This window comes from Gracilimonas tropica DSM 19535, from assembly GCF_000375425.1.
Classification (GTDB): Bacteria; Bacteroidota; Rhodothermia; order Balneolales; family Balneolaceae; genus Gracilimonas; species Gracilimonas tropica.
In genome coordinates this window covers 143,988-165,220 of record NZ_AQXG01000001.1, presented here as the reverse complement: position 1 = coordinate 165,220, position 21,233 = coordinate 143,988, and the positions used below count along the sequence as shown (strand labels likewise).

At 42.9% G+C, this 21,233-nt stretch carries 22 protein-coding genes; 12 read left to right on the top strand and 10 right to left on the bottom strand.

All coding sequences use genetic code 11. The features are described 5' to 3' along the window. Nucleotides 1–46: 46 nt before the first annotated feature. The 4 genes from B151_RS0100790 to B151_RS0100775 all read right to left on the bottom strand — a co-directional run bounded on the left by B151_RS0100790 (nucleotide 47) and on the right by B151_RS0100775 (nucleotide 4,961). A complete protein-coding gene (locus tag B151_RS0100790) occupies nucleotides 47–1,171 on the bottom strand; it encodes a GNAT family N-acetyltransferase (protein WP_020401679.1) in 1,125 nt (374 codons plus the stop codon). Nucleotides 1,172–1,191: 20 nt separating this feature from the next. After that, nucleotides 1,192–2,430, bottom strand: coding sequence for an aminotransferase class I/II-fold pyridoxal phosphate-dependent enzyme (locus tag B151_RS0100785; protein ID WP_020401678.1), 1,239 nt, complete (start codon nucleotides 2,428–2,430; stop codon nucleotides 1,192–1,194). Nucleotides 2,431–2,602: 172 nt separating this feature from the next. Beyond that, complete coding sequence (locus B151_RS0100780) at nucleotides 2,603–3,784, bottom strand: glycosyltransferase (RefSeq protein WP_020401677.1); 1,182 nt, start codon at nucleotides 3,782–3,784, stop codon at nucleotides 2,603–2,605. A 13-nt stretch (nucleotides 3,785–3,797) separates the two neighbouring features. Then, complete coding sequence (locus B151_RS0100775; RefSeq protein ID WP_157470628.1) at nucleotides 3,798–4,961, bottom strand: glycosyltransferase family 4 protein; 1,164 nt, start codon at nucleotides 4,959–4,961, stop codon at nucleotides 3,798–3,800. A gap of 105 nt (nucleotides 4,962–5,066) precedes the next feature. On the opposite strand from B151_RS0100775, the gene B151_RS0100770 reads away from it, so the two are divergent. Genes B151_RS0100770 through mutY form a run of 3 tightly spaced genes read left to right on the top strand, consistent with a single transcriptional unit; the run spans nucleotide 5,067 to nucleotide 8,669 of the window. Continuing rightward, nucleotides 5,067–6,041: an NAD-dependent epimerase/dehydratase family protein gene (locus B151_RS0100770; RefSeq protein WP_020401675.1), complete on the top strand. Its 975-nt coding sequence runs from the start codon at nucleotides 5,067–5,069 to the stop codon at nucleotides 6,039–6,041. A gap of 3 nt (nucleotides 6,042–6,044) precedes the next feature. After that, nucleotides 6,045–7,586 (top strand): Ig domain-containing protein, encoded by a 1,542-nt coding sequence (locus tag B151_RS0100765; RefSeq protein ID WP_020401674.1) that lies wholly within the window; start codon nucleotides 6,045–6,047, stop codon nucleotides 7,584–7,586. A gap of 9 nt (nucleotides 7,587–7,595) precedes the next feature. After that, nucleotides 7,596–8,669: an A/G-specific adenine glycosylase gene (gene mutY, locus B151_RS0100760; protein ID WP_020401673.1), complete on the top strand. Its 1,074-nt coding sequence runs from the start codon at nucleotides 7,596–7,598 to the stop codon at nucleotides 8,667–8,669. Here the strand turns inward: mutY and B151_RS17600 are convergent, their stop codons facing one another. After that, nucleotides 8,670–9,281: a class I SAM-dependent methyltransferase gene (locus tag B151_RS17600; RefSeq protein WP_020401672.1), complete on the bottom strand. Its 612-nt coding sequence runs from the start codon at nucleotides 9,279–9,281 to the stop codon at nucleotides 8,670–8,672. Nucleotides 9,282–9,375: 94 nt separating this feature from the next. Here B151_RS17600 and B151_RS0100750 point away from each other — a divergent pair, with 94 nt between their 5' ends. Beyond that, nucleotides 9,376–10,224 carry a TIGR02757 family protein gene (locus B151_RS0100750; protein WP_020401671.1) on the top strand — a complete coding sequence of 283 codons (849 nt, stop codon included), beginning with the start codon at nucleotides 9,376–9,378 and terminating at the stop codon, nucleotides 10,222–10,224. A 263-nt stretch (nucleotides 10,225–10,487) separates the two neighbouring features. After that, on the top strand, nucleotides 10,488–10,682 hold the full coding sequence (rpsU, locus tag B151_RS0100745; RefSeq protein ID WP_020401670.1) for a 30S ribosomal protein S21: 195 nt from the start codon (nucleotides 10,488–10,490) through the stop codon (nucleotides 10,680–10,682). 31 nt (nucleotides 10,683–10,713) lie between these two features. On the opposite strand, the gene radA is transcribed toward rpsU, so the two are convergent. The 3 genes from radA to B151_RS0100730 form a co-directional block, all read right to left on the bottom strand. After that, entirely contained in the window at nucleotides 10,714–12,054 is a 1,341-nt protein-coding gene (radA, locus tag B151_RS0100740) for a DNA repair protein RadA (RefSeq protein WP_020401669.1), read from the bottom strand. A 3-nt stretch (nucleotides 12,055–12,057) separates the two neighbouring features. Beyond that, complete coding sequence (locus B151_RS0100735) at nucleotides 12,058–13,101, bottom strand: lysylphosphatidylglycerol synthase transmembrane domain-containing protein (protein WP_245550331.1); 1,044 nt, start codon at nucleotides 13,099–13,101, stop codon at nucleotides 12,058–12,060. A gap of 88 nt (nucleotides 13,102–13,189) precedes the next feature. Next, a complete protein-coding gene (locus B151_RS0100730; protein ID WP_020401667.1) occupies nucleotides 13,190–14,266 on the bottom strand; it encodes a class I fructose-bisphosphate aldolase in 1,077 nt (358 codons plus the stop codon). A 225-nt stretch (nucleotides 14,267–14,491) separates the two neighbouring features. On the opposite strand from B151_RS0100730, the gene B151_RS0100725 reads away from it, so the two are divergent. The 3 genes from B151_RS0100725 to B151_RS0100715 all read left to right on the top strand — a co-directional run bounded on the left by B151_RS0100725 (nucleotide 14,492) and on the right by B151_RS0100715 (nucleotide 16,557). Next, complete coding sequence (locus tag B151_RS0100725; RefSeq protein WP_020401666.1) at nucleotides 14,492–14,953, top strand: heme-binding domain-containing protein; 462 nt, start codon at nucleotides 14,492–14,494, stop codon at nucleotides 14,951–14,953. A 96-nt stretch (nucleotides 14,954–15,049) separates the two neighbouring features. After that, a complete protein-coding gene (locus B151_RS0100720; RefSeq protein WP_020401665.1) occupies nucleotides 15,050–15,547 on the top strand; it encodes a DinB family protein in 498 nt (165 codons plus the stop codon). A 26-nt stretch (nucleotides 15,548–15,573) separates the two neighbouring features. Then, nucleotides 15,574–16,557 (top strand): alpha/beta hydrolase family protein, encoded by a 984-nt coding sequence (locus tag B151_RS0100715; RefSeq protein WP_040516373.1) that lies wholly within the window; start codon nucleotides 15,574–15,576, stop codon nucleotides 16,555–16,557. 26 nt (nucleotides 16,558–16,583) lie between these two features. Here the strand turns inward: B151_RS0100715 and B151_RS20230 are convergent, their stop codons facing one another. Continuing rightward, nucleotides 16,584–18,596: a peptidylprolyl isomerase gene (locus tag B151_RS20230; protein ID WP_020401663.1), complete on the bottom strand. Its 2,013-nt coding sequence runs from the start codon at nucleotides 18,594–18,596 to the stop codon at nucleotides 16,584–16,586. Between the two features lie 81 nt (nucleotides 18,597–18,677). Here B151_RS20230 and lexA point away from each other — a divergent pair, with 81 nt between their 5' ends. Continuing rightward, the gene (gene lexA, locus B151_RS0100705; RefSeq protein WP_020401662.1) at nucleotides 18,678–19,334 is read left to right on the top strand and encodes a transcriptional repressor LexA; all 657 of its coding nucleotides are present in this window, start codon (nucleotides 18,678–18,680) and stop codon (nucleotides 19,332–19,334) included. Here lexA and B151_RS0100700 read toward each other — a convergent pair. After that, a complete protein-coding gene (locus B151_RS0100700) occupies nucleotides 19,331–19,567 on the bottom strand; it encodes a hypothetical protein (RefSeq protein ID WP_020401661.1) in 237 nt (78 codons plus the stop codon). The genes lexA and B151_RS0100700 overlap by 4 nt on opposite strands. 138 nt (nucleotides 19,568–19,705) lie before the next feature. On the opposite strand from B151_RS0100700, the gene rplU reads away from it, so the two are divergent. The 3 genes from rplU (at nucleotide 19,706) to B151_RS0100685 (ending at nucleotide 21,230) form a co-directional block, all read left to right on the top strand. Next, nucleotides 19,706–20,221 carry a 50S ribosomal protein L21 gene (gene rplU / locus B151_RS0100695; RefSeq protein WP_020401660.1) on the top strand — a complete coding sequence of 172 codons (516 nt, stop codon included), beginning with the start codon at nucleotides 19,706–19,708 and terminating at the stop codon, nucleotides 20,219–20,221. A 25-nt stretch (nucleotides 20,222–20,246) separates the two neighbouring features. After that, the gene (gene rpmA / locus B151_RS0100690; RefSeq protein WP_020401659.1) at nucleotides 20,247–20,504 is read left to right on the top strand and encodes a 50S ribosomal protein L27; all 258 of its coding nucleotides are present in this window, start codon (nucleotides 20,247–20,249) and stop codon (nucleotides 20,502–20,504) included. 72 nt (nucleotides 20,505–20,576) lie between these two features. After that, entirely contained in the window at nucleotides 20,577–21,230 is a 654-nt protein-coding gene (locus B151_RS0100685) for a fumarylacetoacetate hydrolase family protein (RefSeq protein WP_026166398.1), read from the top strand. The last annotated feature ends 3 nt before the right edge of the window (nucleotides 21,231–21,233 follow it).

The following is a 21,233-nucleotide window of genomic DNA, read 5'->3' as shown; positions in this document are numbered from 1 at the left end:
AATACAATTAGGATGTTTCTAACTATAAGTTATTGATTAATAATTGTCAAAGTTGTTTAGAATACATCCGGTAGGTTTTATCCCGTTCGCCCCCAATGCGTTCGGCTACACGGATCATCTCAGTATTTGACTCCAGGATCCAGCTTAGCTCTGATTCCTGTTTGTATTCGTCTTCCATGCCGTGTTTGATGGATCGCTGATGAAGCAGGGCATCAATTCCTTTACCCTGCCATTGCGGATCTACGCCCATAAGTGCGGTTCGTAATCCTTTAGTCTTATTTTTTTTCATCAGTAACTTCAGAAATCCGAAGGGAAATAACTTTCCGTTCATTCCATCCAAAATCTCGTTGATGTTAGGCAACCCAATGGAAAATGCGACGGGCTCCCCTTTAATCTCTGCAACGTGAGCATAATCAGTATCAATGATCATTTTCAGATCTTTCCCGGCTGCTTCAAATTCTGCTTCTGAAAGCGGGATGAAGCCCCAGTTATCTTTCCAGGCCTGATTATAGATTCTGCGCACCATCTTGATCTCATTTTTCATGTCTTTGAGATTGATAGGCCTTATCTCAAGATCGGGAAGTCTGCGCCTTACGATATCCATCGCTCTTTCCATACGATCCAGAGATACCGTTTCCGTGTTGACCATGTAAGCATACATATCCATGGCTTTTTCAAAACCGGCTTCCTGGATGAGACGGTCATAATAAGGAAAGTTATACGGCATCATGATGTAGGGCTTCTTATCAAAACCTTCGATAAGAATGCCCACCGTATCCATCATACTTGGACTGGCCGGCCCCATAACTTCGGTCATGCCTTTATCCCGAAGCCAATCTGAAGCAACACGAAATAGAAGATTTGCAGTATGCTGATCATCGATGCATTCAAAAAAACCAAAATGGCCCGTTGTAGAATCGTGTGTTTCATTATAACGGTGATCAACTATAGCGGCAATTCGGCCTACATCTTTACCGTCTTTTTCTGCCATGAAAAGCTCGATCTCGGCATTTTCAAAGAAAGGGTTTTTATCAGTATCTACCAGCTTCTTTTGATCCATCCGGAGTGGGGGGACCCAATTTTCAGCATCTTTGTAAAATGAATATACAAACTCAATAAATCGTTTCTTTTCATCTTTTGTAGAAACGATGGTAACCCCAGAGCTATTCATAATCAGATTTAAGCGGTTAATTATTCAGCTGCAGAATGACCGTTTCGATCAATGACTCCATGCTTGAGCCCTACCTTTCGGAAGGCTTCCAGAATTTGATCGAGATGCTCATCCGTATGGCTGGCCATGTAACTGGTTCTTAAAAGCGACTGTCCTTTTGGAACCGCCGGAGGTACAACAGCATTGGCATAAACGCCTTCTTCAAACAGATCTTTCCAGAACTTAAAACAATCCATCATTTCACCGATCACAACGGGAATAATGGGACTTTGGCTGCTCCACACATTGAAGCCTAATCCACGAAGTTCTTTGCGCATGTAGTTTGCAATTTCTTCCAGACGCTCCAGTCTCCAGGTTTCTTCCTGAAGGATCTCAAGCGCTTTAAGGACCGTAGCCACATTGGCCGGAGGCATGGATGCACTAAAAATATGCGCGGGAGAATTATGGCGAATGTATTCGATGACAGGCTTGTCACCGACCAAAAATCCACCAAGAGAGGCAAATGATTTTGAGAACGTTCCACTGATAAGATCTACTTCATCGGTCAATCCAAAAACAGAGGCAGAACCACGTCCCCCCTCACCGACAACACCCACGGCGTGGGCATCATCCAGGTAAAGCCGGGCATTGAATTCTTTGGCCAGTTTTACCAGTTCAGGTACATTTGCCAGCGTGCCCGACATTGAAAATACTCCATCTGTCACAATGATCTTACCCGCATCGGGATCGGCTCTCTCTAAAAGCTTGCGAAGTTGTCCCATATCATTATGCTGGTAACGCATGGTCTTGGCATTAGATACCAAGGTTCCAACTACAATACAGGCATGATTGTCTTTATCTGAGAATATAATATCGTTTCGGCCGGCAATAGTTTGAATGGAGCCTTCATTAGTTTGATAACCGGTACTGAAAAGAACACAACCTTCTTTACCCATAAACTCGGCGAGCTTTTCTTCCAGCTCAAGATGACTATCCAGGGTACCATTCAAATAACGGGAGCCGGTACATCCGGTGCCGTATTTGGTAAGGGCATCTTGTGCAGCTTTGATGGTACGGGGGTCGTTGGTAAGGCCAAGGTAGTTATTTGAGCCTGCCATGATTACTTTTTTGCCTTCGATCTCAACGATTGTCCCGTCGGTAGCTTCCAACGGTTTGAAATAGGGATAAAGCCCCATTTCCTTGACTTCATCAGCTTTCGTGAAATTGAAAGCTTTTGAAAAAATATCAGATTTTGTGGCGCTTGATTTCTGGTCGGCCATTCGGTAATTCCTTAACAAGTATTCTTAGATAAACAGCGAAATATAGCCAGTATTAAATATCTATCAAATTATCGTAAACTAACCTTTAACTTCCGGCTGCTGTGGTGCGGTTTTAATTCAATTGACAAAGATAACAAATTTATAGCTCAGCTACTGAATTTGAACATGAATTTTAAATTTTATGCTGAGCTTTCTTTTCATCAACTAAAGCCTGGTATTTTTGAAACAACAGTTTGAAGTGGTCATCCATTGTACCGATCTCATGCTCAGCCACTTTTTTACATGCCTCAATGAGTTCTTCACGATTCCGGGAAATGATCTTCAAAATCGCTTCTTTTAGTTTTTCAGGATTCCCGGTTTCATAGGTTTCGGATATCTCCGGTTTGGCAATATCTTCAGCACCTCCCCTGCCCGGAACTATCACCGGCAAACCGCTGCAAACTGCTTCTGCCACCACAATACCATATGTTTCTGCTGAAGAGCCATGTACAAAATAGTCGGAAGAAGCCAGGATATTTGCCAGTTCATCCCTGTTTTCCGTAAAACCCATTAACTTGACGTTTGGGGCTTTATTAGCTTTGAAATCAACATATTTGCGGATGGGCCCATCACCAAATACGATCAACCCCATGGGAGCTTCTTTGGAAGCCGCATCGAATCCTTCAATGAGCGTACCCAGTCTTTTTTCGGGATGATGACGGCTGATAGCGATCATAAGATGTGCCGATTCAGGAAGATCGAATTGAGCCAATAATTTTTTGCGGAGCTTGGGATCTCTTCGATCCGGTGAGAAGAAATCCTTATCAATACCAAAAGGCACCGGTACGGGATTTTGGACACCGTAATTTCCAATGCGATCGCCGAGCCACTCCCCGCTCACTATGGTGGCATCAAAATGGCTGCTTAACCTTTGCAAGTATCGCCAGTAGAAGCCAAACAGCTTATCCACTTTATCGAACCCCAATTTGGCACCTAAAATGGTATGGGGGTAGGCCGCCACCGGATCCTGATGAAAGATGAATGTCTTCACGGCATCCCCTTTCCAGCGTGCAGCAAACCAACCCCCGGTCCAGGGAGACGATCCTTCAACCACATCCGGTTTTTCTCTGTCCAAAATTTCATGAACGGCTTTCTCTCTCCATAAAATATAATAGCGCCAATCAACCGGCAGCCTTGGGCCTTTCACCCATATCACACGTCCTCCATATCGCTCTTCTTCCCCCCATTCCTTTCCGGGAGCCACAATCACGATCTCATGGCCATACTTCTGCCCGGCTTTCAGTTTTTGGTTGATGTAGGTCTTTACCCCTCCACCCTGATCGGTATAAAATTCAGCTACGTCTATGATCTTCATAAAAATTCTTCCTTTAAAAATGTCGGAGTGGAACCGATTCTTCCAGTGCTTCCCGGTAGTATTTCAGCAAAGCTCCATTTATAGTATCCCAATCATATTTCATGGCTTTTTGGCGTGATGCTTCCTTCATTTTTTTTCGCAAATGCTCATTTTCTACGATCCATGCCAGCTTTTTAGTGAAATCAGCTTTGCTTTCCGGTTTTGCCAGCTTGCCGTTTATACCATCATCCACGAGCGATTTACTTCCGGTTGCATCTGCCACCAAACATGGCAAACCACTGCTCATTGCTTCAAGCGTCACGTTTCCAAAAGTCTCAGTATGAGAAGGAAATAAAAAGATATCACTGCTTGCATAGGCGGTAGCGAGGTCTTCTCCGGTTAAGAATCCGGCATAATGGGCTTCCGGCATAGTTTTTTGCAACTCAGATTTTGCCGGCCCATCTCCAACAACCAAAGCTTTGACCTGTTTATTTTTTGAGGCGATCTGCTGAACCGCATAACGATAGGTATCCAATTCCTTTTCCCAAACCAACCTTGATACGAAGGTGACTACGATATCGCTATCTTTAAATCCTCGATCCCTTCGCCATTCCAGGTTTCTTTTTTCAGGAGAAAATAAATTGGTATCAACCCCTCGTGCCCAGATCTTTAACCCATCCGCATCAAAATCATGGGTAATAAGTTCATCGATCATAGATTGAGAGGGAACATAAACCTGTGTCAGGGAATTATAAAACCAACTTAAATAGCGCCATGCAAGGAACTCTATGGCCGTTAACCCATAGTATTTCAGATAACTGGTAAAGTGCGTATGATAAGAACCTACTGCCTGCACTCCATGCTTTTGAGCCCACCGCAGCGCTTTGTAACCGCCCGCATCGGGAGTTGCGATATGGATCAATGTTGGCGCAAAATCAATCAGCTCTTGCTCCGCTTCCCGAGAAATTCCCGTAGCCACACGATATTCATCACGATTAGAAACAGGCATCGGAATGGATGGCAGCGGAACTAACCGCCCATTATGTTGAAGGGCAGGATCTTTGATGGTTGGCCCGAATACCAATACCGGAATTCCCTGATCTTCCAGAAATTTCACCCACCGGTTCAGGGTCAAGGATACTCCATCTTTGATGTGATTATAATTCCCTGTAAAAAGGGCCACTCTTAATTCTTTCATAAACATTTAAAAGCAGAGGTCAGATTCGTATCTTTATTGCTCTGCGATGATCATTTCGATTATCTCTGTAGTATTGCAAATAATCTGTCAAATATAAGGAAATTAATGAAAGCCTTTGTAACGGGAGGAACCGGTTTTATTGGAAGTCATTTGGTTGAATCGCTTATTGATTCCGATCAATATGATGAAGTCCGATGCCTGGTTCGTAATAATGAAAAATGGCTGAGCGGTTTAGACTTCACTAAAATTTCGGGGGATCTCAATGACCTTAAAGCCCTGGAAAAAGGATTGGACGGAGCTGACGTACTTTTTCATATCGCAGCCATCGTAAAAGCACCTTCAAAAAAAGAATTTACGCAGGCAAATGTTGATGCGTCAGAAAATCTTATCCGACTTGCTCAAAAGAAGGGCGTTCGAAATATGGTGATCCTGTCTTCACTGGCTGCAGCAGGACCCAGTAACGGTTCCCCAAAAAAAGAAGCCGATCCCATGGATCCCAAAAGCATGTATGGCGAATCAAAAAAAGAGATGGAAGCCCGAATTCATGCCGCTGTTTCAGAAAAAGACAGCATAAAGATCATTCGCCCTCCGGCTGTTTATGGTCCCCGCGAAGATCAGATCTATTCCTTTTTCAAAGCTTGTAAATTTGGAATTTGCCCGATCATCGGTGATGGGAACAATCCCCGTGTTTCAATGGTGTATGTTAGTGATTTGATATTTGGAATTATGAAAGCAGCTGAGAAAAAGGATACCGGCGTTCACACTTATTTTATTTCAGGAGAAGGCACACATTCCTGGAATGAGATTCGGGGCGTAACTAATAAAGTTATTGGGAAACGAACACTTCCCATTAAAATAAGACCCAATCTTGTTAAAAAAGCAGCCGTTTTTATTGAAAATGCTGCATCATTATTTGGAATCTATCCCGTTGTCAACAAAGAAAAAGCGAATGAGCTGATCCTGGAATGGACTTGTTCCAACGAAAAAGCTGAAAAAGAATTAGATTATCATCCTCAAGTATCCCTCGCAGAGGGAATCTCAAGAACCATACACTGGTATAAAATGCATAACTGGCTATAGTTTATGATTCGAATTTCTACGGTTTTATTTCTATTCATTTGTACAATTTTTAATACTGCAGAAGCTGTTGCTCAGGAAACTCCTACCCAGGACTTCAATCAACTCATGGAAGTTCCCGATGTAGTCGCCATGGAAGCTTCTCCAACTCACCTTTATGTGTTATCGGAAAAGGATGGTTTGGCTGTTTTCAGAACATATCCAGATTCCCTGCAATGGCTTTACACTTCCAGTGGAATGCAGCGACGCGGCGATCAGATTATGGGCGATGTTCGGTTTGCCTATTTGTTTGGAGATTCGCGCAGAATGACCGTTTTAGAGCCCACTTCCGTACTTGGAGTATATTCTTCAACCTATCTTCCTGAACCCCCAAAAGCTGCTTCAAGGCTTAAAAGCGATCTTTATGTAGCACTGAATGATGAAGGCCTTGGAAAGCTCTCTCTTGATACACCTGAGACGGTCGATTCGGATGCTGAGTTAATCGCTCAGGAACAGATTGATGGAGCTTCCGTTTTGGATGTACGCTCCTCCGACCTTAGCAACCAATTATTCGTGCTTACGGATGCCCCTTCCCTGCTCATTTTTGAGAAACCGGATTCGGTCTTATCCTTTCAAACGAAAGTTACCTTACGCGCTCCCTTAACGCATATTTTTATTGATAATGAGGATGTATGGGGAAGCACAGCCAATGGAGAAATTTTTGAGATACTTTCATCCGGATTGGGCAAGCGCATCGGCATCACAAATGAACCCATAGCAAAAATACTGAGCTGGAATAATCGGCTTTTTGTACGCACGCAATCCGGACGGGTTTGGATAACTGACCCGAACGGTATTTTAGAACTTTGGAAAGATGACGTTAACGCAGGTAATTATCTTGCCGGAAATGATCATGGGATATGGATCTCTGAAAATAACAATATCTCAAAGATCACTTTTACCGATAAAGCAGAATCAGCTCCTTCTGCGGGATCAAATAAAGAATTTCAGATAAAACGAATTCCTAACAAGATCCTGGCTTACCCGGGGGAATTACTGATCCCATTGGAGCTGGAAGGCGACCCTTCCATCCGTAATGTTGAGTTTTCATACCGTTCAGGTGTGAATAATGCCAGGATACGGGGACAAGGTTTTTACTGGAAACCAACCGTTAATCAAATTGGCAACTATCCCTTCACCATTGTTGCATCAAACTCGGATGGCGAAACCGACAGCACTCGTTTTGTAGTAGAAGTTCGATCTTTTAATTCTCCGCCACGGTTTAGTCCGGTTCGTGCTTCTTCAATTCCTATGAACGAAAAGTACGAAATTCAATTCAACGCCAGCGATCCGGAGAATCCCCAGAATTCCTTAGTTCGCTATATCGGAGTGGATATGCCGGACGGCGCTTCCATAAATGAAAGATCGGGCGTATTCACCTGGACCCCTTCAGAACGACAAGTGGGCGAGCATACCTTCAAGGTCATTGCCACCGACCGAATGGGCGCAGCATCTTCAATTGACGTCACGCTTAATGTGCTGGAAATTTCAAGAGATAGTGGGGAATAAGGAGCTCTTTTGACGAACCAAGAATTCGCTACCGAACTGCTTAACTGGTACCAAGATCACAAACGACAAATGCCCTGGCGCGGTGAAGCCGATCCGTACAAGATCTGGATCTCGGAGATCATGCTTCAGCAAACTCGGGTTGATCAGGCTACCCCCTATTTTCAGAATTTCATCTCCCTGTTTCCTACCGTTTATGATCTGGCCAAATCAGATCAACAAGAAGTACTTAAAGCCTGGGAAGGGTTGGGATATTACAGTCGCGCCCGGAATTTGCATGCAGCTTCCAAAATGGTGGTTGAGGAATTTGATGGAAAAGTACCTGAGACCTACAATAAGATCATCAAACTAAAAGGAGTTGGTCCTTACACAGCAGCAGCGGTTACAAGCATTGCCTTCAATAAACCAAATGCAGTGGTTGATGGAAATGTAATCCGAGTTCTGACTCGCTATCTCGGTATCGAAGATGATACACGAAGCACTAAAACGCGCCGAAAAGTACAAGAGTTTGCCAGCGAACTCATCGATCCGGAACATCCCGGAGATTTCAATCAGGCTATGATGGAATTGGGTTCTGAGATTTGCACGCCTTCCAATCCTGATTGCCAAAACTGTCCAATTCAGGCTGGGTGTGTGGCCACCAAAATGGCGAAAACAGATACCATTCCTTATAAGTCTCCTGCTAAGAAGAAACCGCATCATATCATCGGAGTGGGAATTATTGAGCGGGATGAAGACGATAAAATCCTGATCGCACTTCGTCCAAACGATGCCATGCTGGGCGGACTTTGGGAATTCCCCGGCGGTAAAAAAGAAGATAATGAGAAAATCCAACAAACCGTTGAACGTGAGCTAAAAGAAGAGCTCGGCGTGGAAGTAAAAGCCTACAAGGAATTGATGAGTCTGAAACACACCTATTCTCATTTCTCCATTACTATGCATGCGTGGTTCTGTAAACTGATTTCGGGAGATCCTAAACCGAAGGAAAGTCAGGAAGTGCGCTGGGTGAGCCGCGAGGAACTGGGGAAATTTCCCTTTCCAAAAGCCAATAAAGTGCTCACGGAAAAACTAACCCAAAAAAGCTGATCACTTGATCGCAGTCCCACTTACATGTGGAATGATGGGGATAAAAACTGTTTTACTGTCAAACTCTTCCAGTTCAACACTGCTAAATAAAGCATTTTGGATAATTCTTCCCGTCTGCCGGGTCACATGACAACCATCAAAAAACCATTTCCAGGGAGTTTTGATGGAATGCTGAACTTTGCAGATCCAGCTTTCTTTATCTGCTTTTACATGTTCTATGAACACATATTTTCCTCCTTCTTTTAACACGCGGCGGACCTCAAACAGAACTTTTACCGGACTTTTTGCGGTACACAAAACCAAACTGCCAATTACCATTTCCACTGATTCTGATTTTAGGTTCATCGTTTCAGCACCGTAATTATGGATCTCTACTTCAATTCCGTAGTGTTTGGCTCTTCGCATCAGCAAATCGTTGAAGGATTTTTTAGGTTCAATGGCAATCACTTTGGTGCCGGGACGAAGGTACCTGAAATTGGCTCCATAAGCGGCTCCGATTTCTACCACGGTTTCAGGATGATCAGCCATTAGCTTCCTTTTTCGGTCGCCATAATGGATGTCCATGTAACGATCTACCATCCTGAAAAACCAATCATTAATAAAGTGAATCAATTTGCCTGCAATTTGTTTGTGTTACTGCGTTATAACCGATTATTATTATCGGCGATTCCATCAAAAACTCTAATAAAATAAAGTAGAACTTTCCTTGCCCCGAAAACGAAAAAAATATCGAATCATCTCTAAAAAGAAGCTTCTTGAGCTTAAACCATTTTTGGATGACTTGGTAGAAAAGATCGAGCAACCGGATTACATCAACGATGATCCCGTACAGTTCATGCATGCTTTTGATGATAAAACCGACCGGGAGTTGGCAGGTTTTTTCGCTGCAACCATGGCCTGGGGAAGACGTGATATTGTGAACGCCAAAGTGGAGGATCTGCTGAACCGGATGAACAATCGTCCCTCAGATTTCATCCTGAATTATTCCGAAAGCGATGCTCCTAATTTTGAAGGATTTAAGCACCGTACCTTTAAACCCGTAGACCTGCATTGGCTCACTAAAACGCTGCAATCCATTTTACTCAAGTTTGGAGATTTTGAAAAATTCTGGGCTTTTTGTGATGATCAGGCGAAATGCCAAAAGAGAGACCTGATCTCCGTTTTTCACGAGCAGTTTTTCACCTTTCATCCCGAAATTCCACGGCGTGTTCGCAAGCACGTCTCTAATCCCGAAAAGAACAGCTCTGCAAAAAGATTGTACATGTATTTGAGGTGGGTAATCAGAAAAGGTAGTCCGGTTGACCCCGGCACTATGGATTTTATCTCACCTGCTGAACTTAAAATTCCGCTGGATGTTCACGTAGCCCGACAAGCTCGCAAACTTGGGCTGCTCTCCCGTAAACAAAATGATTGGAAATCTGTGCTGGAACTCACCAAGCGAATGAAGATTCTGGATCCTGAAGATCCCGCAAAATATGATTACGCCCTTTTTGGAATTGGAGTTTTGGGCTCAGATATCCCCGAAGAACTGGTGGTGAACAAACGGGTAGAGTGATTTCGCTACTAAAATTTTAAAGCACGAAAGTTTTAGAATTTTGGATAATGAGCTTCATTGCCTTTGCATCATTTTTCATTAGTCCGCTCCAACGCAGAGCGTGTGGAGCGAGTCGAACTCATTATTTCATTTCCCCAATCTTTAGCTGATTCTATACGCTCTGTGTTGGAAGCAACCATCTATTTCAAAACAGTAAAAGTCTTATTATATTTAAGGCTCCCAATTATGGGAATTAAAAATAAAAAGAAAGGATGTGATACTTCATGTTAGGAGTCGAAGTTAAAGACAACGAAAGTGTTGATCGCGCGATAAATCGCTTCAAGAAACTGGTAACCCGATCACGTGTTCTCAACGAATACAAAGATCGTCAACAGTATACGAAGCCTTCAATTGAGCGACGCGAAGCTTTGAAAAAAGCCAAGCGAGAGCAACGACGTCGCAACCGCGATAACTTCTAAACGAAGTAAAACAAATTCGAGCCCTCCGGTTTTAACCGAGGGCTTTTTTTATGGCCTGATGCAAATACTGAATGCCATCTTTGTGGCGCGAACCGGGAACAACCACTTCTTTATATCCCAATTTCTTCGCTTCCTTAACCCGCTGTTCCAAATGAGGAACCGTTCGCACTTCTCCCCCCAATCCAACTTCGCCGACAAATGCCGTGTTTTGAGTAACGGCATCATCCATCAGGCTGGAAACAAGCGCACAACAAACTCCTAAATCTCCGGCCGGATCGTTGAGCCGAAATCCACCGGCTATATTTAAATACACATCGTGGTTAGAAAAACTCTTTCCTACTCTTTTTTCAAGTACAGCCAAAAGTAGTAACAACCGATTTCGGTCAAAACCATTCGCTGTTCGTTGGGGTGAACCGTAGGCCGATGGCGTAACTAAAGCCTGCACCTCTATCAACAATGGACGCGTTCCTTCCATCGTACAAACCACCGCATTCCCACTTACGCCGGCTGTTTTATCCGAAATAAAAAGTTCCGAAGGATTGGAAACTTCACTCAGTCCATCGGATTTCATTTCGAATACTCCCACTTCCTGAGCAGCTCCAAACCGGTTTTTCAAGCTTCGAAGTAAACGATAGGTATACTGCTTATCGCCTTCAAACTGAAGAACCGTATCTACCATATGTTCCAAAACACGAGGTCCGGCGATGTCACCTTCTTTGGTCACATGACCAATAACCAGTGTGGTAATATTTTTCTTTTTGGCTAATTGCTGGAACAAAGCTGCACATTCTTTCACTTGCTGAATACTCCCCGGCATGCTCGAAAGCTCTGTTCTATATACCGTTTGGATAGAATCCACGATCAATAAATCTGGCTTCATTTTCTGGGCTTCCGCAATGATGTTATCTACCTGCGTTTCGTTGTAAATAAGGAGTTTATCGGATTCCACACCCAATCGGGCAGCCCGTTGTTTTATTTGTCCGGCCGATTCTTCTCCCGCACAATACAAAATGGTAAGATCGGGATTGGCTTTAGCTATCTGCAGAGTTAAGGTACTTTTTCCGACTCCCGGTTCACCCCCAATTAAAACATAAGAACCCGGCAGAAATCCCCCGCCCAGCACACGGTCCAATTCCAAAATATTACTTTGAAATCTGGTTTTTTCTGATGTTTCAACATCTTCCAGTTTTTGGGGAGCCGCTGTTAATTCAAGTCCTTCAACTTTTGCTTTGTGATTGGAAGATGATTTCCCCTTTGATACCGTTTTTTCCACAAAGGTATTCCATTCTCCACAGGATGGACAGCTTCCATTCCATTTTGGAGAAACATATCCGCAGTTGGAGCATTCGAATTGCGTTTTCGTTTTTGCCATGATCTAATCTTGATGTGTGATCTCTGCAACTTGTTGGTTTACATACCAGGTTGTGGCCATGATACCCAACCCAATACTGATATAATAGCTAATGATCCGCCATAGAAATACCGCCAGTCCCACAAATCCTTCTCTTGCAATGAGCGGTCCCTGGAACAGTACGAATAAACCTTCAACTCCTCCGCTGCCACCCGGGGTAGGAACTACCAGAAAAGCGAGATTCATTGCTAAACTTCTTAACACCGATAACACTTCAGGAGCTGGCAAAAGACTCAAGACAACAATAGTTGGAAGTGCAATTCTTGCCAGCCACGACATGGTAGAAAGAAAAAATGCTTTCACTAAAAAGCTAAAAGGCTTCTTACGGAGCTGATGAGCATATTCTTCCAGATTCTCGGCTTCCTCTTCGACCTTATCACTCATTCGTCTGAGGATCGGTAGCTTGAATACAAACTTCACTACTTTTTTGATGGCACCCGGGTTCACCAGAACGCCATACGCCAAAACACTGGCATAGCTGAGCAAACCAAAATAAAGCAAGCCCATGGAAACATCACCAACAAGTCCAATTTCAGCAGGAACTACTTCGTAAAAAATTCCAGCAAAAAGCAGAATAGGTATGGCCATCGCAAACCAAAGCTGATCGAGCAACACGCCATATAAAACAATGGCTCCTGCATCTCCCAACTTAAGGCCTTCTTTGGTCATAGCATAGGTTGCCATTGGAGCCCCACCTATTGTTGAAGGGGTAATGGCTGAGGTAAAATCCCATGCTAAAACCACTCTGGTGGAAGCCATCCAGCTTAATTGCTTTTCCGATAAAAACCGGATCTTTGCTGCTGAGAACCAAACTCTGAGAAAAGAAATCAATAGCGCGATCACCAACCCGGGCAATCGCTTTGGAGCCAAGTGTTCTAAAACTCCGGGGGTGTAGGTCCAGTAAATGACTCCCGCCATCGTTGCAATACTTAGTGCAACAGATATAATGAGATACTTTCTCGATAAAAGAGATTGTGGCTGCTTGAGATGTTTGGTTTTTGAACTCAAAAGATCTTGATCGCTTGAAATAAGAAAAGCTTAGATAAAAAAAGCCTTGCAGGCCATACCCACAAGGCTTTAAAAAGTTACATTTTAATTAGGCTAAAGTAATTTCATCATTCAGATACACATCCTGAATCATGTTTAGCAGCTTCACTCCTTCTTTAAGCGGGCGCTGAAATGCCTTACGTCCACTAATGAGGCCCATACCACCGGCACGCTTGTTGATGATAGCCGTTTTAACCGCATCAGCAAAATCGTTGGAACCGGAGGCTCCACCAGAGTTGATCAATCCTGCACGCCCCATAAAGCAGTTTGCTACCTGGTAGCGGGTAAGATCAATAGGATGATCTGTTGTAAGTTCGGTGTAGATACGTTCATCCAATTTTCCGTAGCTGGAATCACCGGAATTCAATGCTTTATAACCGCCGTTATTGGTTGGCTGCTTTTGCTTGATGATATCTGCGCCAAGCGTAGTACCAATATGGTTGGCTTGTCCGGTAAGATCAGCAGAAGTGTGGTAGTCTACTCCGTCTACTTTAAAAGCATTATTGCGAGTATAGCACCACAGAATGGTAGCCATCCCCAACTCATGAGCATAAGCAAAGGCTCGTGCCACTTCTTGAATTTGTCGGTTTGATTCCTCTGAGCCAAAATAGATCGTAGCTCCCACAGCCGCTGCTCCCATATCATAGGCCTGCTCAATGGTTCCGAACATGATTTGATCAAAATTATTTGGATACGTCAGCAGCTCATTGTGATTGATCTTAACCACAAAAGGAATTTTATGAGCATACTTTCTTGAAACGGAAGCAAGCGCTCCAAATGTAGAAGCAACAGCATTACAACCGGCTTCCATAGCTAGTTTTACAATATTCTCAGGATCAAAATAATCCGGATTTTTGGCAAATGACGCACCGGCCGAATGCTCGATTCCCTGATCCACAGGCAGAATAGAAACATAACCGGTTCCTCCTAAACGACCGTGATCCAATAATCTTTGCAAATTGCTCAACACCCGATTGTTTCGATCTGAGTGATACCAAACCTCATCCACATATTCCCCTGATGGTTGTATCAGACGGTCTTTGCTGATGGTTTCACATTTATGTTCGAGTAGATCGGAAGCTTCATCTCCCAGAAGTTCTTCGATACTGTTTAATCCAAGTGACATAATTTTCGTTTCCCTTTTTAAAATTTGTTAGTTGAGTGAGTAAGTAAGTGGCGGAAAATATAAGCTTAAAACACCGAAATGGCTAAACCGAAGTTAAACTTTTAGCTTCAATCTGCCTGCCCGTTAACACAAGTTCTTCTTCTTAATTATCAAATTTGCGTTAAGGATGAAATTCTCCCTGAATCATATATATTAAGTTAAGTCTTAACCAAACGGAGGTATATTATGAAATCGCGTGTACTTCAAGTTATTACCGGGATCGCTATTCTTTTTGTGTTGATACAATTTATTCCGGTCGACCGATCGGTACCCTCAACGGAAGCAGATAAGGACTTCCTTAACATACACAAGCCAAATCATGAAATGGCCATGTTGGTGATAAATGCATGCTACGATTGCCACTCTTATAAAACAAATTACCCTTGGTATTCGAAAGTGGCTCCGGTTTCTTGGTGGATGCAAGGTCATGTTGAGGAAGGTCGTGAGAATATGAATTTTTCTTTATGGGGAAATTATACCACCGACCGGGCAGATCATAAGCTGGAAGAAGCAATTGATATGATTGAACAAGAAGAAATGCCTCTTCCTGCCTATGTTTGGGCTCATTCCGGCGCACAAATAGACCAGAAGGAACGTAAAAAGCTCATCAATTGGATTGCTTCGTTGCGAACTTATCATGAAGAATGAGCCGTTTCAGAACAATTTATGCTTGTTATGAAAACGGATAACATTTTAAGATTTTTTCAATTCATTGAATTACTTTAAGCTCCAAAATTTTTATGCATGGAGCTTTTAGACAAACTCAACCATAATACAGAATTGGTTTTTACTCAAATCGAGGCTTTCTCCGAATCTGGCTTTAATGCTAAACCATCTGAAAAAGAATGGTCGGCAGCAGAGGTCATCGAGCATCTTTTTCGGTCTGAGTTTGGGATCCCCAAATTATTTCGCGGCCCCTCTGAATTACCGGATAGAGCGCCGGATCTATTTGTTTCAAAAATGGAGCAGGGCCTTTCAAATCTCACAAAAAAGGTTCAGGCTCCCGACACTATAAAACCAACTTCAGGACCTAAGTCTAAACCGGAACTATTTTCAAAATTCAAGGAAAATAGAAACAGGATAACCGAAGCATATCTAAGCACCTCTCCAAACGAAATATGTTCACTCTTCGATCATCCTTTTTATGGCCCTTTAACTCGCTTAGAGTGGATCTACTTCTGCATTTTTCATACTCAAAGACATCTTCATCAGCTTAAAGCAATAAGCAACTCCCTCTCATGAGAAAAACCGTCTGTTCAAAACAAAAAATGAGACTATTCATATTTAAAGCGATCGTTCGATTTTTCATACTGGCATTATTTGTGATGTTCTTCAGCCACTTGAGCCGGGCTCAGACTCCGGATGTTCCAGGGGAAGAGGTGGTTTTTAAAAATGGTGACGTAATTCTAAACGGGCACCTTGTTTTACCCGATTCCTCTGAAAATGTACCCGTGCTCGTATTTTTAGGCGGACTTTATGAATGGGGAGATGTTCATCCTCAACGACCGGTATTTATCAAAGAAATATTACTCGATGTTTTTCCGAAATCCGGAATTGGAGTATTCTTTTATGATCCACGCGGCACCGGAGAATCTACCGGAAGATGGGGCCGGGCAACCATGACCGATTTTGCTGAAGATGCAAAAGCTGCCATTCACTATCTGGACCAGCGCCGGGAAGTAGACCCGCAGCGCATAGGCATCATTGGACTTGGTGAAGAAGGCTGGGTTGCCCAAATAGTAGCTGCGACCGCACCTGAACTGGTGAAATTTGTCGTATCACTTGGCACCTCTCCTTTTGATGCAAGCCGCCAACTGGTAAATGAATATCATAGCCAATATGTTTGTAACGGGGAGGATTCAACAACGGCTCTTCAAAAAGCCGAACAAAAAGCGCTATCTCATCAGAATTGGGTTTCATGGCTGCCGCTTACCAAAAGCTGGCGACATATGAACAATAAACGAAATTTCACTCCCGCTCCCTATCTAAAAGAAATTCAAATTCCCGCTCTTTTCGTTTTTGGTGAAAACGACGGCCAAGTATATACTGACTGGGCAGAACAAGCTTTTCAGGAATTATTTCCCGGCGGACTTCCGGATAATTTTACTGTGCAAAACATCACCGGTGCTAATCACTTTTTTCACGTAGTTGAGCCTTGTTATGAATATCCAAGGGAATCCGGTGAAACACGTTTGAATTTTTCATTCCGATTTAAGGAAATCTTCAGGAACTGGATCTTCAAGCAATTATAAAGGTTCCGGCAGATCAAAAATCTGATTTACTCTTCAGGCACTCTCCAAGATGCTTTATTGACTTTGTCTCCCACCATAATTTTGTCCACCACATCCATGCCTGAGATGACTTCTCCAATGATAGTGTAACGGCCGTTTAAATGAGGGGCCCAATCGTGCATCACAAAATACTGACTACCCTCCGTATCCGTTCCGGCACTGGCAATACCCACCCTGCCTCGTTCATATTGAAGGGAAGAGGCCTCCGTAGGTACCACAAAATCAGGACCTCCAAAGCCATCTCCGGTTTCAATATCGCCGCCCTGGATTACGAAATTGGGAACAACCCTGTGAAAAGCAACATCATTATAGGCTCCGGATACTGTGAGACTGTCCATTCCGGAAATAGTTGCGGGGGCAGAAAGCACATCCATTTGAATCTCGATAATTCCTTTTCCCGTTTCAAGCACCCAAACCGGATCAGGTCCTAACTTAACAAGACGATTCCAGTCCGGCTTTCGAAACGACTTAGAAACATCTCCTGACTCCGGAATATCCCATCCCTGATCCTTAAAAGTATTATTGAGTGCAATATTTCCTTCAGCTGCCAGAGAATTTATCAGTTCTTGAGCTTCATCCTCAAACGTATCCTTCAGAAATTGGCCGAATACCTGGAAAACTTCTACATCTCCTGGGAGTTCATAATCAGACAGATACTCTTTGACCTTCTCAAAATCTCCTTCCCCAAAAAGTTCCGAAGTGTTCATAAAAGGTATCGTAACATAAGTGATCGAGCGATCTTGTTGGTCCAGGAAATCAAACACAAGTGACCGTACTTTTTCCTTTCGTTCAGTATTCACTTCGGATTCCGGAAGGCCGTTCCAAAACTGGCTCAAAGCCTGAGCTGCAAATAGCACTTCCATCCTGTTTTCACTCTCAGCATACCCCGTTAGCAAAGACATGTATTCATCTGTCTCCAGGGCTTTTCGGTAAATATCTAATTTCTTTTGAAGCAGGTAAACGTCCTCTTCAGCTAATTTATCTGTGAGAGCCAGATATTCAGAAGCATCAGTAAGTGACCGGATCCCCGATAATCTGACAGAGGATTCCTTCTCATCGTTTTCAATGATCAATTCCTTAATTCTATCTTCAAAATCAGATGGTTTATCAGAGTTGCTCTCTATATTTGTAAGGGCAACCTCATTTACAACGGGATTCTTGTGCTCCATCAACTGCGTGAATATTTCCCCGATCTTTTCATTCCATTCCATTTTTCCGACTTGCATAGCCAACTCAACTGCAAGCTGCACATTCATGGATGAAATATCGCTAACCGGTAGTTTCTCAAGAGTGCCAGCCGGATCCGATCTAAAGGCGATTCTCAGGATGTACTGTTTGATCTGCGGGTTTTCAACCCAATTATATCCATCCCAAATAGCTTTTAGGATGTCCTGATCTTTGACCATTTGGTTTCCCCTGTAGAATCCATAAAAATAGGCGCGGTACAAATCCGGTTCATTAAGAACGGCTGCATATTTCAATATACTGTGGAGGGTATTTTCTGAAATTTCATAGTCCATCATCAACCGGCTGATCGCCAGAGCGGACTCAAACTCATGGTTTTGGTCAATAATGGAATCAAAATTACGAACCAACAGATCCAAAGAAGCCTGATTGCCCTGCTGACCAAGCACCCTGCTGATTCCCTTCCTAAAAGTCGTTCGTTGCTCCCACAGATCGTGCAATCGATTTAGTTGATCCTCGGAAAGCTCTTTAGTACTTAATGCCATCCAGGCTTCTTCTGTATCAGCATACTGTACTTTTGTGATGAAATCATTGATATCAGCAACCGGAGTCTGAATTAAAGAGCGCCAGGCTTGCTCCCGTATAAATGGATCAGAATGACTCGTGAATGTAAGAATAGAGTCTGCATTTCTTTCAAATACCTGTTCATAAAGTTCCGGGTATTCCTGATTAAGCAGAATTGAATAAGCACTCTCTTTCTGCTGGCAAGAAACCATAATGGTGAATAGAACGAACACCCAAAAAACTTTACACATACCTTTTACACATTTATTGTTGAACTTCATCAGTAAACTCCGTTTATTACACATGTTTCTTACATTTAACAAAACTCTGTTATGGATAATGCACATTTAACTCGCAAACAGCATGAATTTTTCACCTTCATCGTGGAGTATAAAAAAGAACATGAAGTATGGCCTACTTATCGGGAAATAGCAGAGCATTTTGGTTATGCATCCCCAAACAGTGTTACCCAAAATATACAGGCACTGCTCAAGAAAGGCTATTTGGTAAAACGAAATGATGAGGAATATGATCTTCCCTCTGAAAAGAAAAGTCTGCTCGGGGAAACAAATGAACAGCCCGGTATACCTATCAGAGGTTTAATTGCTGCCGGTTCGCTTCAGGAAGCTGTTGAAGCCAATTTGGGAAGCATTACGCTGGAAACACTCTTCCCAAAACTGGATGATCTTTTCGCTCTGCGTGTAACCGGTTTCAGCATGAAAGATGTTGGAATACAAGATGGTGACTTTGTCTTACTGATGGACACCGACGTTAAGAATGGGGATATTGGAGCGGTTCTTTACGACGGGGAAACCAGCCTCAAAAAGATCTTTTGGGATGATGACGGTTTGCGCCTTGAACCGGCTAACCCTGAATATGATGATATCTTCATTGAACCCGATCTTTTTGAAGAAGTAAAGATCATCGGAAAATACATTGGCCACGTCAACCGGCAAGGTTTTCAAAGAGCCATACCATTGGTAGCTTAGGGAAGTGGAGAATTCTCCGGCTTGTGGCTTGGCAGATCTTTATCATCCTGAATATGTGTTGTTTTTCCAGGAACTTTCAGTGGTGAAGGCACGGTAACAAATCTTCCATTAGCATTTTTTCGTGCTTCATGAAGTTGCGAATCTTTGATCCAGGCCCTTCCTCCATCATGTTGAAGGCGTTTGGTATTTTTAAACTTAAATGCCTGTTCGTGTAAAGAAGGTAGTTTTCTCATGGTTACATTCTGTTTTGATTTTTTCAGAAGTTAAGTGAACTTTCTGAATAATTCAGTATAGAATTCCTTTGTTTTGTAAGCATTATCCCTTATCTTTTCAAGCTCTCAATTAAACGCAAAAAAGAAATTTCAAATTCTATGTACGCTATTGTTGAAATAGGCGGCCATCAATACAAAGTGGCAGAAAACGATGTGCTTTTTGTAGACAAGCAAACCGCTGATGGTGACACCCTCACCTTTGATAAAGTGCTCCTCATTAAAGACGACAACGGAAATGTGAATGTTGGCACTCCTGTTGTTGAAGGCGCTGTTGTATCAGCCTCCATTCTTGATACCGTGAAAGCTGATAAAGTGTTGGTATTCAAGAAAAAAAGACGTAAAGGATATCAAAAACTTAATGGCCATCGTCAGGTTATGTCTCAAATACAAATTGAGAGTATCTCTACCGATGGATCAACTCCTAAAAAGAAATCAGCTAAAAAAGACGAAGCTCCAGCTAAGAAAACAGCTGCTAAAGAGTCTGCTTCCGCAAAAGAAGAAACAACTGATTTAGAATCAATGACAGTTGCTGAATTGAAGGATTTAGCAAAAGATAAAGGCCTTACCGGTTACTCAAGTATGAGAAAGGCTGAACTCATTGAAGCTCTTAAATAATTTTCATTACTAAACCCTTAATGTTATGGCACATAAGAAAGGTCAAGGTTCTACTAAAAACGGTCGCGATTCACAATCCAAGCGTCTTGGTGTAAAACGATTTGGAGGCGAATTTGTACGCGCAGGTGGTATTATTGTACGTCAGCGCGGCACCAAATTCCATCCTGGTCAAAATGTTAAGCGTGGCGGAGATGATACTCTGTTTGCCACAGCTGATGGCACCGTTAGTTTTACTGTACGCTCAGGCGGACGTAAGCACGTTAATGTAGATCCTGTTAACTGATCCACATTATTGTTTTAAAAATTTAGCCCATCACATAATTTTATGTGATGGGCTTTTTTATATCTTACGGTTATGGAAAAACCAATGATCCCCGGCCTCGATTTACCTGTACGCAATATTTATTGTATAGGAAGGAATTATGCACAACATGCCCGGGAAATGGGCAGCCCCATCCCTAAGATACCCTTGGTTTTTCTTAAACCTTCGGGAACCATTTGTTTTGACGGTGATACCATTCACCTCCCTCCTCAAAGTAATGATGTTCATTTTGAAGCTGAGATTGTTGTTGCCATCTCAAAATCCGGGAAGAATATTTCCCATGGTTCTGCGATGGAACACATCGGAGGATACGGAGTTGGCATTGACTTTACCGCTCGTGATATTCAAGCAATTGCAAAACGGCAGGGGCATCCATGGTCGATTGCAAAGGGCTTTGATGGATTTGCCCCTATCAGCGAAATGATTCCTTCCAACAAAATTGAAGATCCGAATAATTTAGATCTCAAACTTTTTCAGAATGGTTTTGTGAAACAACATGGAAACTCCTCTGAAATGATTTTCCCGATACCAAACCTGATCAATTTCCTGTCACAGATCTTTACGCTCCATCCCGGAGACCTTATTTTTACCGGTACACCTGAAGGGGTTGGCCCTGTCAAATCCGGAGATAAATTGGAGGTACTTTTAAACAATGGATTGCAATCACTAACCGTAGATATTAAGTAGAAA